Raw genomic sequence first — 14,718 nt, forward strand, 5'->3', positions numbered from 1 at the left:
CCGGTCGGTCGGCGCGTCGGCCGCCGTGACGCTCATGGACCCCCGATCCTGGCCTGACCTGCGGCCCCGGACCCCGGCCGGGCCGCGCGCCCCCGACGGTCCCGGCCCGGAACCTATGGAGAAGCATGGACGCCGACAACAAGCACTCCCAGGACGACGGCGACCCCGTCGGCGACGCGACCGGTGACGCCCTCGGCAGAGGCAGCAGCGGTCGCGGCGGTGGCGGCGGGGATGTCGACGGTGCGGCGCGGGGTGCGGGTGGAGGGCCGAGTGCGTCCGGGGGCGGGGCCCGGGCCGGCGCGTTGTTGCGGCGGCCGAGGCTGTGGATCTTCCCCACCGTGCTGACGGCGCTGCTCGCCCTGCTGCTGTCGCTGCTCTACATGGGCGGCATCGTCAACCCGGAACGGAACATGCACGACCTGCCGATCGGGCTCGTCAACGCGGACCTGGGCAAGCCGCTCCCCGGTCAGCGCCAGAACGTCGGCACCCAGGTCACCACCGCCATCGTCACCGACGACACGTCCGACAAGGTCGAGTGGCGCCGGCTGACCCCCGCCGAGGCGCAGGACGAACTCGCCTCCGGCAAGATCTACGGCGCCCTGGAGGTTCCCAGGAATTTCACCGACTCCCTCGCGGCCCTCACGACGGCGAACGCCACGGCACGGCCCACCCTGACGGTGCTGACCAACCCCGGGCTGGGCAGCCTCGGTTCCTCCCTCGCCTCCCGCATCACCACTGCCGCCGCGCAACAGGCCTCGGCCACCATCGGCAAACAGCTGACGGCGTCCCCCGCGACCGCGAAGGCCGACCCCACCACACGCCTGCTCCTCGCCGAACCCGTCCAGGTCGTCACCCGGGTCGGACACCCCATCGGCCGGCACAGCGGTCTCGGACTGAGCGCCTTCTACTACACCCTGCTCCTGGTGCTCGCCGGGTTCCTCGGCGCCAACCTCATCAGCACCGGTGTCGACACGGCCCTCGGCTACGCCGACAGTGAGATCGGCCCCTGGCACACCCGCCGGCCCACCGTGCCGATCAACCGCACCCAGACGCTGCTCCTGAAGATGGCCATGACCGCCGGGATCACCCTGCTGACGGTCTCCCTGGTCATGCTGGCCACCGTCGCGATCCTCGGCATGGACGCCACCCACCTGCCGCTGCTGTGGATCTACTCGTACTGCGCGAGTCTCGCCGTCGGTCTGGGGGTGCAGGCCATCAACGCGGCGTTCGGCGGGATCGGGCAGCTCGTGTCCATGTTCGTCTTCATCGTGCTGGGCCTGCCGTCCTCGGGAGCCACGGTGCCGCTCCAGGCCGTCCCCGGCTTCTACCGCTTCCTCTCGATCTTCGAGCCCATGCGTCAGCTCAGCGACGGGGTGCGGGCCATCCTCTTCTTCGACGCGCGGGCCGACGCGGGCCTCGACCGCGCCTGGCTGATGATCGGCGTCGGCGCCGCGATCGGCCTCCTCTTCGGCTTCGCGATGACCCGTTACTACGACCGCAAGGGGCTGCACCGCATGACCCCGCAGCCGGTCCCGCCCGTCCAGCCGGTCGAGCCCGCCTGAACAACCCTTCAGGACAGGCAGGCTGACTCGTCCTCAGGTCATGTGGCGCAGCAGTGCGGCGACCACCGGCGGGGTCTCGCCGCGGGGGCGTACCACCATGACCTTCCAGTGCGGCGCGTGCCGGTCGAACCCGTGCGTGCTGAGGTCGGGGAACCGTGCGGCGATCGAGGCGGGCATGACGCAGACGCCGAGGTCGTTGCGGACGAGTTCGGCCGCGGCGACGATGTCGTTGACCTCGAAGGTCGTCTCCCGTTCCACCGCGGCCGCGCGGAACGCCCGGTCCACGGAGAGGCGGATCGCCCAGCCGGGCACGAAGTCCACGAGCGGCAGCCGGGCCGTCTCGGCGAGCGTGACCGTGCCGTCGGGGCCGGACGTGGCGAGCGCCCGCCCTGGAGCGGACACGAGCACCATCTCCTCGTGGGACAGCAGCCGCGTCACCAGACCGCGCTGCTGCTGCCGGTCGAGCGCGACCACCGCCAGGTCGACGGTGCCGTCGCGCAGCGCCTGCCGGATGTCGGTCACCGCCGCCTGCCGCAGCCGCACCACGACACCCGGATGCTCGGCGCGCAGCGCGGCCAGCGGCTTGTGGAGGTCGGCCCAGACACCCTGCATCGTGCCGACGGTGAGCTTCCCGCGCAGTTGTCCCCGCGCCAGGTCGACGGCCGCCCGGGCCTGCTCGGCCGCCCGCAGCGCCAGGCGCGCCGCGGGGACGAACGCCTCACCCGCCGGGGTCAGTGACACCCGGTGGGTGGTGCGGTCGAACAGCGCTGTTCCCAGCTCCCGTTCCAGTGCGCGGACCGTGCTCGACACGGCGGACTGCACCACGTGCAGCCGCTGGGCGGCCGCGGTGAATCCGCCCTCCTCGGCCACCGCGACGACGACCTCCATCTGCCGCAGATCCATCTGCACTCCCGAAGCAGCCCGTCGCCGGCCCATCTCCGACGGAGATGACGTCCTGCCTTGATTGTCGCAGGTGGTGATCGTCCGAGGTCGTGCCGACGGGCGTACGGGATCAGCGCCGGCGGCGCAGGGTGACGGCGACTCCGGCGGTGAGCAGGAGCGCCGCCGCACCTCCGGCGGCAAGGGGGAGAGTGGCGCTGCCGCCGCCGGACGTGCTGTCGGCGGCGGGCGTCAGGTGATCGGTGCCCGCCGACTCGGTGGGTGACGTGGTCACCAGGGAGGGCGAGTCGGACGGCTCGGGCGTCGACGTCCGGCTGGGCGTCGACGACGGGGACGACGTGTGGGTGTGCGTGCTCCCGCTGCCGGCCGACGCGCCGGTCTTCCCCGCGGCCGCCGCGGTCCGCGTCGGTGTGGACGCCGCGCGCCCTCCGGAGAGCACCACGTCCGAGCAGGAGTAGTACGTGTCCGTCGTGCTGGTGTTCTGCCAGATGGTGAACAGCATCTGGCGGCCGGTGCGGTCGGACGGCAGCTTCGCCCTGATGCGGTAGGCGCCGTCGACGAGCGCCGGGTCGGTGGCCGTCGCGAACGGCTGCGTCGGCAGGTCCGACCACCTCAGGGGGCGCGTCGGGTCGTAACCCGGCTTCGTCAGGAAGAGCTTGAAGGATCCCGTGTGCGGGATCGTCGAGCTGTAGGCGAGCGTGAAGGACGCGCCGGGCGTCAGACGCGTGGACGGGAAGTCGGCGCGCGCCAGATCGAGCCCCTTGTAGGCGGGCAGGCCACCGCTGCACAGCTTGCCGTCGGGAATCACCGAGCGGTCCCGGCCGTTCACCCCGGCCACCCGCAGGTTGTCCCACGCGGTGAACGGCGCGCCGTTCGCGGCGATCGCGGCCCGGCAGGCGTTCGTGCGGTTCAGGCCGCCGCCCTCGGGCGAGCAGGCGAACACCCTGCTGACCGGTGACGTCGGGGCGCCGTGCGCCGACGCGAGTCCCGCGGCCCACGTCGTGAGGAGCAGCGGGGCCGCCAGGGCGACAGCGGCCGCGGTGGCGGTGCGGTAGGCGGTCATCCGGAGGTCTCCTCGGTGCGTCGGCGAAGCGGCGTGCCACGGCGGGGACCGGACGGTCCCTCGCGCGGGGCACCGTGAAGTACGGGGCCACCGTGCCGTGTGTTCAGGCCGGGGCCGGTCGCCTGCCGACCGGTGCTGGGCCCTCCGGGGGAGCGGCGTCCGGCACGCGCCCGCGTCGGCGGGCCCGTCCCGCCCGGCCGGTACGGTGACGGCATGCCCGATCCCGACGCCACCGCCCCGTCAGCCACCGCTCCCGTCGACGCTCCGGTGGTCGTCTCCTCGCTGCGCGGTTCGTTCCCCTGGAGCGTGCTCGCCGAACGGCATCCGGCGCTCCTGCGCAAGGTGGAGGACGCCTTTCCGTACGGACCCGAGCAGCGCCGGGCACTCGCCGCCCTGCTCACGAACAGCTCCGAGGGCATGATCGAACCGCTCCCGGCATCGGCGGCGGACCGTGCGCAGTGGGACGCCTGGGGCGGCCGGGCGTACTACGGCCGGTCCTGGTTCGACGTCCCCTTCCTCTGGTCCGAGAGCTACTTCTACCGCCAACTCCTCGAAGCGGTCGACTACTTCACACCCGGGCCCTGGCAGGGCATCGACCCCTTCCGGCCCTTCAAGCTCGCCGAGCTGGAGAGTGCGGAGGCGGACGAGGAACTCGCCGCGCTGGACGACCTCGCGCTCCGCCCGGTCGAGGAGCAGGAGGAGGCTCTCCTGCACGGTTCGCTGTGGGGCAACCGGGCCGACCTCGGATTCCGGCTGCAGGCCGCCGGGGTCGAGTCCACGGCGGACTCCCAACTCGTGGCGAACGACGGGGAGATGCTGCGCTCGCTCCTCGCCGGAGGCACCCTCTGCCTGGTCGCGGACAACGCCGGCCGGGAACTCCTGCCCGACCTGCTCCTCATCGACCACCTGCTCCGCCACGGCAGGGCCCGACAAGCCGTCCTGCACCTGAAGCCGTACCCGTACTACGTCTCCGACGCCACCACCGCCGACGCCCTCGACGCCCTGCGCCGGCTCGTCTCGGCCGACGGAGCGGCGGGTGAGGCCGGGCAGCGACTCTGGGCGGCTCTCGCCGACGGCCGGCTCACCCTGCGGGCGCACCCCTTCGCCTGCGCCCCGCTGCCGTACGCCGACCTGCCCGAGGACCTCCGCCAGGAGTTCGCCGCGGCCGACGTCACCGTCCTGAAGGGCGACCTCAACTACCGTCGCCTCATCGGCGACCGCCTCCACCGGGCGACCACCCCGTTCGCCGAGGTCACCGCGTACTTCCCCGGACCGGTGGCGGCGCTGCGCACCCTCAAGTCCGACGTCGTCGTCGGACTCACCCTCGCCACCGAGGCCGCCCTGGACGCGGCCGAGGGAGGCCGCTGGCGCACCGGAGGCACCCACGCGCTGATCCAGGCGCGACGCTAGGACGGGGGCCGGCCCCGGTTTCCGCCGGACCGGAAACAGTGCCGCCGTGCGTGGCTTTCGCACCGATTCACGCGATGGTGTGATCATGTCCGGGCCTCCGGATGCCCGCGCGGGGCCATGGGTAGGGCCCGGCCATGACGCAGCCGTTCGAACTCCCGCACTTCTACATGCCGTACACCGCCCGGCTGAACCCGCATCTGGACGAGGCGCGGGCTCACACCGTCGACTGGGCCCGCGGAATGGGCATGCTGGAAGGTTCCGGCATCTGGGAGCGGTCCGACCTCGACGCCCACGACTACGGCCTGTTGTGCGCGTACACCCACCCCGACTGCGACGGACCGGCCCTCTCCCTGATCACCGACTGGTACGTGTGGGTGTTCTTCTTCGACGACCATTTCCTGGAGACCTTCAAGCGCACGCAGGACCGCGAGGGCGGCAAGTCCTACCTCGACCGGTTGCCGCTGTTCATGCCGCTCGACCTGTCGACTCCCGTGCCGGAGCCGGAGAACCCCGTCGAGGCGGGCCTCGCCGACCTGTGGGCGCGCACCGTGCCCGCGATGACGGAGGACTGGCGCAGGCGGTTCGCCGTCTCCACCGAACACCTGCTGAACGAGTCGATGTGGGAGCTGTCGAACATCAACGAAGGGCGGGTCTCCAACCCCGTCGAGTACATCGAGATGCGCCGCAAGGTCGGCGGCGCGCCCTGGTCAGCCGGTCTCGTCGAGTACGCCACCGCCGAAGTCCCGGCGTCCGTGGCCGAGTCCAGGCCGCTGCGCGTCCTGATGGAGACGTTCTCGGACGGCGTCCATCTGCGCAACGACCTCTTCTCCTACCAGCGCGAGGTGGAGGACGAGGGTGAACTGAGCAACGGAGTCCTGGTCCTCGAGACGTTCTTCGGCTGCACGACCCAGGAGGCCGCCGAGACCGTCAACGACATCCTCACCTCGCGGCTACACCAGTTCGAGCACACAGCCCTCACCGAAGTGCCCGCACTGGTCCTGGAGAAGGGGCTCACCCCGCCGGAGGTCGGCGCGGTCGCCGCGTACACGCAGGGACTCGTGGACTGGCAGTCCGGCGGCCACGAATGGCACATGCGCTCCAGCCGCTACATGAACCAGGGCGCCACGGACGAGCCGCGGCCCTTCGCCATGGGCGGCTTCGGCACGTCCGCAGCGGACATCGGCGGCCTGCTCTCCGCGGCCGGCGCCGAGCGGATGCGCGCGTACTCCCACGTCCCGTTCCAGAAGGTCGGCCCTTCTCGACTCCCCGCGTTCCACATGCCGTTCGAGGTCACCCTCAGCCCGCACCTCGCCGGGGCCCGCGAGCGGCTCACCGGCTGGATGTACGGCACGGGCATGCTCCAGGAGGGCGTCTGGGACGAGGACAAGCTCATCGCCTACGACCTGCCGCTCTGCGCGGCCGGCATCCATCCCGACGCCACCCCCGAGGCGCTCGACCTCAGTTCGCAGTGGCTGGCGTGGGGCACGTACGGCGACGACTACTACCCGCTGCTGTTCGGCAACCGTCGTGACCTGGCCGCCGCCAAGCTGACCACCGCACGTCTGTCGGCCTGCATGCCCATCGACGGTGAGGAGGCTCCCGCACCGGTCAACGCGATGGAACGCGGACTGATCGACCTGTGGCGGCGCACCACTACGGAGATGGCCCCGGAGGCGCGCCGGACCGTCCGCGCGTCGGTGGACGTGATGACCGAGAGCTGGCTGTGGGAGCTGTCCAACCAGATCCAGAACCGCATCCCGGACCCGATCGACTATCTGGAGATGCGCCGGGCCACCTTCGGCTCCGACCTGACCATGGGCCTGTGCCGTCTCGGCCACGGCCCCGCGGTCCCGCCAGAGGTGTACCGCAGCGGGCCCGTCCGCTCGCTGGAGAACGCGGCCATGGACTACGCCATGCTCCTGAACGACGTGTTCTCGTACCAGAAGGAGATCGAGTACGAAGGAGAGGTCCACAACGGCATCCTCGTCGTGCAGAACTTCTTCGGCTGCGACTACCCGACCGCGCTCGGCATCATCCACGACCTGATGACCCGGCGCATGGAGCAGTTCCAGCACGTCGCCGCCCATGAACTGCCCATCCTGTTCGAGGACTTCAAGCTGTCGGACGAGGTGCGCGGCATCATGCGGGGTTATGTGGTCGAGCTGCAGAACTGGCTGGCCGGCATCCTGAAGTGGCACCAGGACTGCCGCCGTTACGGCGCGGCGGACCTGGCCCGGCGCGCCCACGGGTTCGTGCCCGACCAGACACCCGACCGGACGCCCGGGCTGCCGTTCGCCTGGCGGGCGGAGCCCGCCGCCCTCTGAGCGGAGCAGAGGCCGCGGTGGGTCCGCGGTGATCGAGCGCGTCCGGCGGTGCGGGGGATCCGGTTCGAACGGACCACCCCCACCGCACTCGGCCATGCCCTCCCGCCGGTCCGCCGTGCCACCGGTGCGGAGGAGGACTGCTCGAACGCGGGCGCCAGTCTCACTCGTTAGGGAACCATCGCGCGCCGGAGCGTGGGGTAGGGCAGAAGCCGCAGGCGATCCGCAGAGCATCCGCCGGAGGCGACCCATGGAACAGACCGCGTTGCGCCCCAAGCCGATGCCCGGGCAGGAACCGGGCACCGGGGAGCGTCACCCCGGCGGAGCCCGGCGACCGCACGCGGCGAAGCGGCGCGGCAGGCGGTTGGTCACGCTGCTGTTCAGTCTCTTCGTCGGGGTGGTGCTGGTGCTGTCCGGGGTGGGGCTCGGCACCGTGGGCGCGACCGTGATCGGCATGAGCAAGCTGGCCGCCCTGCAGAAGCAGGCCGGCGCGGCGGGGCAGGCGCGAGGGCCGTCCGGCGGACCGGGCGCCTCGGCGGCGCCGCAGCCGGCTGGAACCACGACGGCGTCCGGCAGCGGCGCCCCGATCGCCCCGGGGAAGGCCACCGACCCATCGGGGCGGGCTGCGCTCGGGATCGAGGCCGTCGACGCGCCCAGGGGCGGAGGCGCCCTGCTTGTCGGCGTGCACATCCCCGGTCCCGGCTACACCGCCGGTCTGGTCCGCGGCGACGTCCTGCTCGCCGTCGGCGGGACCGGGATCAAGTCGGCTGCCGACCTCGCCCACGCGGTCGCGGCCGCCGAGCCCGGCCGTGGCCTCACCCTCGACGTCCGGCACGCGAACGGCACCCGCGGACACCTGTCGGCCGTCCCGGGCGTCGCGACCTGAGGACAGCCGCTGCCCACCCGCACCTTCCGGTGCGCGGAGGGGCGGCAGGATCCCCGCCGCGGCGCGCCGTCCGCTCCGGCGGTGCGCCGCGGCGGCGCCATGGAGCGGAGCCGGCCAGGCAGTGGGGTGCACGTCCGCGGCACTCCGGAGCGGCCCGGACCGCTGTTCGAGCCTTCGAGCTTTCGAGGTGGAGGCCCGTGCCGGGGGACCGTCGTCGAACGGAGCGCGGGCGCGCCGGAGGGATCGGCTCGCGCGCGTTCCGGCGGAGGGGGAGGATGCTGCCCGTAGCCCTCTGGGGGAACTCCGCACACACGGAGGCATGGATGACCGCCGCCACACCCGCGCCCTTCACCGCCGCCGACTACGAGGCCCGTATGCGCCGCGCCGCCGAGGCCGCCGCCGACGCAGGTCTGGACGGCGTCCTGGTGGCGCCGGGACCCGACATGGTGTGGCTGACCGGATACCGCCCGGTCGAGACGGAGCGGCTCACCCTCCTGGTGCTCAGGGCCGGACAGGACCCGGCACTCGTCGTGCCCACCCTGGAGGCACCCGACGCCGCCAAGTCGACCGGCGCGCCCGCGCTGACCCTCCACGACTGGACCGACGGCACGAACCCCTACGAAGCCGCGGCGCCCCTCCTCGACCCCGCCGGCCGCTTCGGCGTCAGCGACAACGGCTGGGCCCTGCACCTGCTCGGCCTGCAGAAACGGCTCCCCGACACCCGCTACGCCGCCCTGACGGAGGCGCTGCCGATGCTCCGCGCCGTCAAGGACGCGGCGGAACTGGAGCGGCTCGCGGCGGCCGGAGCGGCCGCCGACGCGGCGTTCGAGGAGATCCGGAAGGTCACCTTCGCCGGCCGCAGGGAGTCGGAGGTCTCCGCCGACCTCGCCGCCCTGCTGCGCCGCTTCGGCCACTCACAGGTCGACTTCACCATCGTCGCCTCGGGACCGAACGGCGCCGACCCGCACCACGAGGCCGATGAGCGCGTCATCCAGCGCGGCGACATGGTCGTCCTGGACTTCGGCGGCCTCAAGGACGGCTACGGCTCCGATACCTCCCGCACGGTCCACGTCGGGGAACCGGACGACGAGGAACGCGCGGTGCACGACATCGTGCGCGCGGCCCAGGAGGCCGGCTTCCGCGCCGTGCGTCCGGGAGCCGCCTGCCAGGACATCGACCGGGCGGCCCGTGCCGTCATCGACGACGCCGGGTACGGCACGTACTTCATCCACCGCACCGGGCACGGCATCGGCGTCACCACCCACGAACCCCCCTACATGGTCGAGGGCGAGGAACAGCCGCTGGTCCCCGGCATGTGCTTCTCCGTCGAACCCGGCATCTACCTGCCGGGCCGTTTCGGGGTCCGGATCGAGGACATCGTCACGGTGACGGAGGACGGTGGACGCCGGCTCAACGACACCTCGCGCGAGATGGTCGTCGTCGACTGACGTGGACGCACCGACCGCACGGCGACCGCTTCTCCCCCGCCCCCGGACGACAAGGGCGCGACCATGAGCCAACCGCCACCGATCCCCACACCGGACACCGTCAGCCGACTGGTCCGCTCGCTGCTCGCCGACGACGGCGCCGCGGGCCCGGGACCCGACGTGCGGCCGGTCGCCGAGGAGGGCGAACACCTCACCTGGTGGGTGGGCCCCCGCCATGTGCTGCGGCTCGCCGGGGACCGCGACGCCTCCGTGCGGCAACGCCGGGAGCTGCGGTTGCGTGACCTGGTCCGCCCGCACATCGGGGTGCCGGTCCCGGTGAGCGTCGCGCGGGGCGAATGGGCGACCGGGCTGGCCTACACCCTCGACACCCGGCTGCCCGGCGCCTCCGGCGAGGAACAGGGGGTCTCGGCCGTCGGGGAGGCCGACCTGGCGGGCCTGCTGACGGGGCTGCGGGAGGTGCCCGTACGCCAGGCAGGGACCCTCGGTGTGCCACAGGCCCGGCCGCGGTCGCTGGAGACCCTGCGGTCCGCCGCGGTCCGCGCGGCCCGCAGGCTGCCCTCCGAGGAGTTCGACCCGGCGGGGCTCGACCAGCTCGCGGAGCCCGCCGCCGTCCAGCTCGCCGCGCAGTCGGGCGCCGCGTTCCTCGTCCACCACGACCTCAGGGGCGAACACCTCGTGACCGGCGCGGGCGGACGCGTGCGGGGCGTCCTCGGCTGGAGCGGCGCCGTCGTCGGCGACCCGGCCGAGGACATCGCCGGACTCGCCGTCGCCGTCGGCGCCCCCGCCGCCGTACGGGCCGCCACGCTCGCCGGCTACGGCGCCCGCCCCTGCCTGCGCGGTCTGTGGCTGGCCCGCTGCGACACCGTCGTCCGCCTCGCCGACCGGCTCCGCGGCCGCGGCGGCACCCCCGTCCCGCTCCTGGACGCCCAGCTGCGGCGCGCCTGGGAGGCCATCCTTCTGGAGCGGGTGACGGACCTGCGGGACGGGCCGGACGAGGCGCCCTAGCGGGCGCCGGCTCAATCGGCGCCCGCGCGGCGGACCGTCCGGACCCCGCGCCTCACGCCTGGGTGAGCACCACGCACGACTCGCCCGGCACGTTCAGCACGCCGTCCGTGAGCGGCCCCGCGACCGGGTCCCAGGACGCCAGCACGCGTCCCCGGCGGATACCGAGCGGAATCACCGCGGGGTCCTTGGACAGGTTCACGGCCACCCGGACGTCACCGCGTCGAACGGCAAGCCAGCGGGCCTCCGGATCGTGGGCCACCCGGACCGCCGCGAGGTCGGGGTCCGCGAGGTCGGCCTGACGGTGGCGCAGCGCGATCAGCTCGCGGTACCAGGCCAGCAGGCGGGCGTGGGCCGGCGCCTCCGGCTCCGACCAGTCCAGGCAGGAGCGGTCCCGCGTCGCCGGGTCCTGCGGATCCGGCACGTCCTCCTCCGCCCAGCCGTGCGCCGCGAACTCCCGCCGCCTGCCCCGCCGTACGGCCTCCGCCAGCTCGGGGTCGGTGTGGTCGGTGAAGAACTGCCAGGGCGTGCCCGCGCCCCACTCCTCGCCCATGAACAGCATCGGCGTGAACGGCGCGGTGAGCGTCAGCGCCGCCGCGCAGGCCAGCAGCCCGGGGGAGAGGGAGGCGGACAGCCGGTCGCCCTGGGCGCGGTTGCCGATCTGGTCGTGGGTCTGCGCGTATCCGAGGAGGCGCTGCGCCGAGATCCGCGCCCGGTCGATCGGCCTGCCGTGATGCCGGCCGCGGAAGCTGGAGTAGCTGCCGTTGTGGAAGAAGCCCGCCGTCAGCGTCTTGCTCAGGGCCGCGAGCGGCGCGCGCGCGAAGTCGGCGTAGTAGCCCTGCCCCTCGCCGGTCAACGTCGTGTGCAGCGCGTGGTGGAAGTCGTCGTTCCACTGGGCGTCGAGACCGAGACCGCCGTCCTCGCGGGAGGTGATGAGCCGCGGGTCGTTCAGGTCCGACTCGCCGATCAGGAACAGCGGCCGGCCCAGCTCGCCGGCGACCGCGTCCACCGCCGTCGACAGCTCCTCCAGGAAGTGCAGCGCGCGGGTGTCCTTCAGCGCGTGCACCGCGTCCAGGCGCAGCCCGTCGAGCCGGTAGTCGCGCAGCCACGCCAGCGCGCTGCCCACGAAGTAGTCGCGCACCTCGTCGGAGCCCGGCGCGTCGAGGTTCACCGCCGAACCCCACGGCGTCTGATGCGTGTCCGTGAAGTAGGGCCCGAACGCGGGCAGGTAGTTGCCGGACGGCCCGAGGTGGTTGTGCACGACGTCCAGGACGACGCCCAGGCCGAGTTCGTGCGCCCGGTCGACGAAGCGCTTCAGGGCCTCGGGGCCGCCGTACGGTTCGTGCACCGCCCACAGGGAGACGCCCTCGTACCCCCAGCCGTGCCGTCCGGGGAACGGGCAGAGCGGCATCAACTCGACGTGTGTGATGCCCAGTTCCACCAGATGTCCGAGCCGCTCGGCCGCCGCGTCCAGGGTGCCCCCGGGCGTGTACGTCCCCACGTGCAGCTCGTACAGGACCGCGCCCGGCAGCGCGCGCCCGGCCCACTCGGCGCGCCACGCGTACCGCTCCTGGTCGACCACCGCGCTCAGCCCGTCGGGACCGTCGGGCTGCCGTCGCGAGCGCGGATCGGGCAGCGTGGGACCGTCGTCGACCGCGAAGCCGTACCGCGTCCCGTCCCGCGCGTCCGCCTCGGCACTCCACCATCCCGGACGGCCCGGATCGCGCTCCATCGCGCTCGTGACGTCGTCGCAGTGGAGCGTCAACCGGTCCGCGTGCGGTGCCCAGACCTCGAATCGCACAGAGTTCCCCCTTGTCGGCTCAGCGTGACCCAGCCCGTCCATGGTGCTCCACGGGAGATCAATCCGCTTTCAGATCCGCCCTTTTGCCGCGTGTCCGTCGCCCATTGGGCGCGCGGACCGCCCCTGTCGGCTTCCTCTGCCCTTTACGGGTTTTCTGGACACGTCGTCGTCGCTGACCGACAATCACGAGCGTGACGTCGTCCTTCGAGTTCCACACGTACCCCGCGCGGCTGTCCGACGCGGAGCGCGACCGGGCGCTCAAGTCGCTCCGTGACGGCGTCGCCCTCGGCCGTCTCTCGCACGACACGTTCATCCGCCGCATGGAGCTGGCCCTGGCCGCCCGCCGGTCCGAGGAACTCGTCGTGCTCACCGCCGACCTGCCCACCGAGAACCGCTGGTCGAAAGCGGTCTTCGGGACCGTGGAGGCCGTCTCCGGGTTCACCGTCCGGCTGCGCAGGGCCTGGCAGGCGGAGCGGCTCCCCAAGCTCCAGCTGCCCAATCCCGGCAGCCCGTACCCGTTGCGGATAGGCCGCGACCCGGCCAGCGGGCTGCGCCTCAACCACGAGACGGTCTCCCGCGTCCACGCCGAACTGAGCAGGCAGGGCGGCGTGTGGGTGCTGCGCGACCTGGGTTCGACCAACGGCACGACCGTCAACGGACGCCGCGTCATCGGTGTCTCCGCCGTCCGGGACGGCGACCAGATCGGCTTCGGCCGCATGCTGTTCCGCCTCGCCTCGGACTGACCGGGCGCGGCCCGCCGCCGCGGACCGACACCGTCGCAGGCCCGTCGGCTCCGGGCGGCCGTTCGGGTATCGGTGTCCTCAACATCCTTCGCGCGCAGAGGTGTTGACGTGGACCATGGCCCGTGACTGACTGTAGGAACACCGTGTACACCAGGTGAGCCGACGGCACCGCACAAGGGGAGGTGTGTCCTGCCGCCTCTGCGCCGCTACCCGACCGTGCACGAACTCGGCGTCCGCGCCGCGGCGCTGGCCGCCCACCGTCCCGAGGACGTCCGGCTGCGCCGCGTGGGCACTTCCCGGGCCGGTGCGCCGCTGTGGCTCCTGTCCGTCGGACACGGCAGCCGGCAGGCCCTCGTCGTCGCCGGACCGCACGCCAACGAACCCGTGGGCGGCGCCACCGCCCTGCGGCTCGCCGAGCGGGCCCTCGCCGACCCCCGGCTCACCGAGGGCGCCGACGCCACCTGGAACCTGCTCCTGTGCCTCGACCCCGACGGCTCCCGTCGCAACGAGACCTGGCTGTCCGGCCCGTACACACTCGGCCACTACTTCCGGCACTTCTTCCGGCCCGGCTTCCTGGAGCAGCCCGAATGGCTGCCCGAGGGCGAGGACGGCCCCGTCCTGCCGGAGACCCGCACCCTGCTCGACCTCCAGGACGAACTGCGGCCCTTCCTCCAGTGCTCGCTGCACGGCGTCGACGTGGGCGGCGCCTTCGTCGAGCTGACCCGCGACCTGCCCGGACTCGCCCAGCGCGTCGCGCACAGCGCCGCCCGCCTCGGCATCCCGCGCGAACTCGGCCCGTTCGACACCCTGTACTGGCCGATGCTCGGACCCGCCGTCTACCGCGTCCCGCCGCCGCGCACCGGCGATCTCGCCGCCGCCATCACGGAGGCCGCCGTCGAGTCCACCTGGTTCCACCCGCAGCCGTACGGCACGGTGACCGCGATCGTCGAGGCGCCCATGTGGGGTGTCGACGCCGTCGAGGACCCCACCCGGCCCGCGGACCCCGACGCCGTCCTGCGCTCGGTGAGCCACACCCTGCGCCGCGACACGGCACACCTGGAGGGCGTCCTCGCGCGCGTGCGGCCCGGCCTGGGCACCTCGCCGGCGATCGACCGCCTCCTCGCCCCGGTCGACGACTATTTACTGGTCGGCCCCGGCATCGCCGACTCGTGGGACCCCGACGTGCGGGACTCCGCGACGCGCGCCCTGCCGCCCCTCGACACCGCCCGTCTGACGGCCCTGCGGCTCGCCGGACGCCGGGTCGCCCTGCGCACGGCCGGACTGCTCCACCAACTCGTGACGGTCACCGGCCGGGACCCGGGCGGTGTCCTGCCCGAGCTCGACCGGCTCATCGACCTGTGGTGCGCCGACTACCGCGACGGCTGCGGCGCCTACTGGATACCCGTCGCCCGGCAGGTCGAGTACCAGGCACGCGTGGTGCTCGCCGTGTTCGACCTGGCGGGACGGCACCCGCACGTGCGCTCCTCTTCGCGCGACTCCGGATGGGGTGCGGTACCGCGGCCCACCGCACCCGTGCGCCGCGACTGACCCGGGCGCGGCGCACGGGAGCCGGGCGACCGTT

The 14,718-nt window shown here is 73.2% G+C and carries 11 protein-coding genes; 8 read left to right on the forward strand and 3 right to left on the reverse strand.

Annotated elements, in window-relative coordinates:
- Positions 1–125 precede the first annotated feature (125 nt).
- A complete protein-coding gene (locus ACIRQH_RS32055; protein ID WP_404228163.1) occupies positions 126–1,562 on the forward strand; it encodes a YhgE/Pip domain-containing protein in 1,437 nt (478 codons plus the stop codon).
- A 33-nt stretch (positions 1,563–1,595) separates the two neighbouring features.
- On the opposite strand, the gene ACIRQH_RS32060 is transcribed toward ACIRQH_RS32055, so the two are convergent.
- Complete coding sequence (locus ACIRQH_RS32060) at positions 1,596–2,465, reverse strand: LysR family transcriptional regulator (protein ID WP_358818278.1); 870 nt, start codon at positions 2,463–2,465, stop codon at positions 1,596–1,598.
- 109 nt (positions 2,466–2,574) lie between these two features.
- Positions 2,575–3,525 carry a lytic polysaccharide monooxygenase gene (locus tag ACIRQH_RS32065; RefSeq protein ID WP_404228166.1) on the reverse strand — a complete coding sequence of 317 codons (951 nt, stop codon included), beginning with the start codon at positions 3,523–3,525 and terminating at the stop codon, positions 2,575–2,577.
- Positions 3,526–3,738: 213 nt separating this feature from the next.
- On the opposite strand from ACIRQH_RS32065, the gene ACIRQH_RS32070 reads away from it, so the two are divergent.
- The 5 genes from ACIRQH_RS32070 (at position 3,739) to ACIRQH_RS32090 (ending at position 10,595) form a co-directional block, all read left to right on the forward strand.
- Positions 3,739–4,935: a damage-control phosphatase ARMT1 family protein gene (locus ACIRQH_RS32070; protein WP_404228168.1), complete on the forward strand. Its 1,197-nt coding sequence runs from the start codon at positions 3,739–3,741 to the stop codon at positions 4,933–4,935.
- A gap of 134 nt (positions 4,936–5,069) precedes the next feature.
- On the forward strand, positions 5,070–7,259 hold the full coding sequence (gene cyc2 / locus ACIRQH_RS32075) for a germacradienol/geosmin synthase Cyc2 (RefSeq protein WP_358818275.1): 2,190 nt from the start codon (positions 5,070–5,072) through the stop codon (positions 7,257–7,259).
- 247 nt (positions 7,260–7,506) lie between these two features.
- Positions 7,507–8,142: a PDZ domain-containing protein gene (locus ACIRQH_RS32080; protein ID WP_404228172.1), complete on the forward strand. Its 636-nt coding sequence runs from the start codon at positions 7,507–7,509 to the stop codon at positions 8,140–8,142.
- 323 nt (positions 8,143–8,465) lie between these two features.
- Complete coding sequence (locus ACIRQH_RS32085; protein WP_388871581.1) at positions 8,466–9,590, forward strand: aminopeptidase P family protein; 1,125 nt, start codon at positions 8,466–8,468, stop codon at positions 9,588–9,590.
- Positions 9,591–9,653: 63 nt separating this feature from the next.
- The gene (locus tag ACIRQH_RS32090; RefSeq protein ID WP_404228175.1) at positions 9,654–10,595 is read left to right on the forward strand and encodes a phosphotransferase family protein; all 942 of its coding nucleotides are present in this window, start codon (positions 9,654–9,656) and stop codon (positions 10,593–10,595) included.
- Between the two features lie 52 nt (positions 10,596–10,647).
- On the opposite strand, the gene treZ is transcribed toward ACIRQH_RS32090, so the two are convergent.
- Complete coding sequence (treZ, locus tag ACIRQH_RS32095; RefSeq protein ID WP_388871578.1) at positions 10,648–12,393, reverse strand: malto-oligosyltrehalose trehalohydrolase; 1,746 nt, start codon at positions 12,391–12,393, stop codon at positions 10,648–10,650.
- A 191-nt stretch (positions 12,394–12,584) separates the two neighbouring features.
- On the opposite strand from treZ, the gene ACIRQH_RS32100 reads away from it, so the two are divergent.
- Positions 12,585–13,136 carry a DUF1707 and FHA domain-containing protein gene (locus tag ACIRQH_RS32100; RefSeq protein ID WP_358818270.1) on the forward strand — a complete coding sequence of 184 codons (552 nt, stop codon included), beginning with the start codon at positions 12,585–12,587 and terminating at the stop codon, positions 13,134–13,136.
- A gap of 216 nt (positions 13,137–13,352) precedes the next feature.
- Positions 13,353–14,684: a M14 family zinc carboxypeptidase gene (locus ACIRQH_RS32105; protein ID WP_404228179.1), complete on the forward strand. Its 1,332-nt coding sequence runs from the start codon at positions 13,353–13,355 to the stop codon at positions 14,682–14,684.
- The last annotated feature ends 34 nt before the right edge of the window (positions 14,685–14,718 follow it).

It is taken from the genome of Streptomyces sp. NPDC102279, from assembly GCF_044766365.1.
In the GTDB taxonomy this organism is placed as follows: domain Bacteria; phylum Actinomycetota; class Actinomycetes; order Streptomycetales; family Streptomycetaceae; genus Streptomyces.

Excerpts from the sequence above, each read along its gene's own strand:
- ACIRQH_RS32055 (WP_404228163.1), top strand. The coding sequence starts at position 126 with ATGGACGCCGACAACAAGCACTCCCAGGACGACGGCGACCCCGTCGGC.
- ACIRQH_RS32060 (WP_358818278.1), bottom strand. The coding sequence starts at position 2,465 with ATGGATCTGCGGCAGATGGAGGTCGTCGTCGCGGTGGCCGAGGAGGGC.
- ACIRQH_RS32065 (WP_404228166.1), bottom strand. The coding sequence starts at position 3,525 with ATGACCGCCTACCGCACCGCCACCGCGGCCGCTGTCGCCCTGGCGGCC.
- ACIRQH_RS32070 (WP_404228168.1), top strand. The coding sequence starts at position 3,739 with ATGCCCGATCCCGACGCCACCGCCCCGTCAGCCACCGCTCCCGTCGAC.
- cyc2 (WP_358818275.1), top strand. The coding sequence starts at position 5,070 with ATGACGCAGCCGTTCGAACTCCCGCACTTCTACATGCCGTACACCGCC.
- ACIRQH_RS32080 (WP_404228172.1), top strand. The coding sequence starts at position 7,507 with ATGGAACAGACCGCGTTGCGCCCCAAGCCGATGCCCGGGCAGGAACCG.
- ACIRQH_RS32085 (WP_388871581.1), top strand. The coding sequence starts at position 8,466 with ATGACCGCCGCCACACCCGCGCCCTTCACCGCCGCCGACTACGAGGCC.
- ACIRQH_RS32090 (WP_404228175.1), top strand. The coding sequence starts at position 9,654 with ATGAGCCAACCGCCACCGATCCCCACACCGGACACCGTCAGCCGACTG.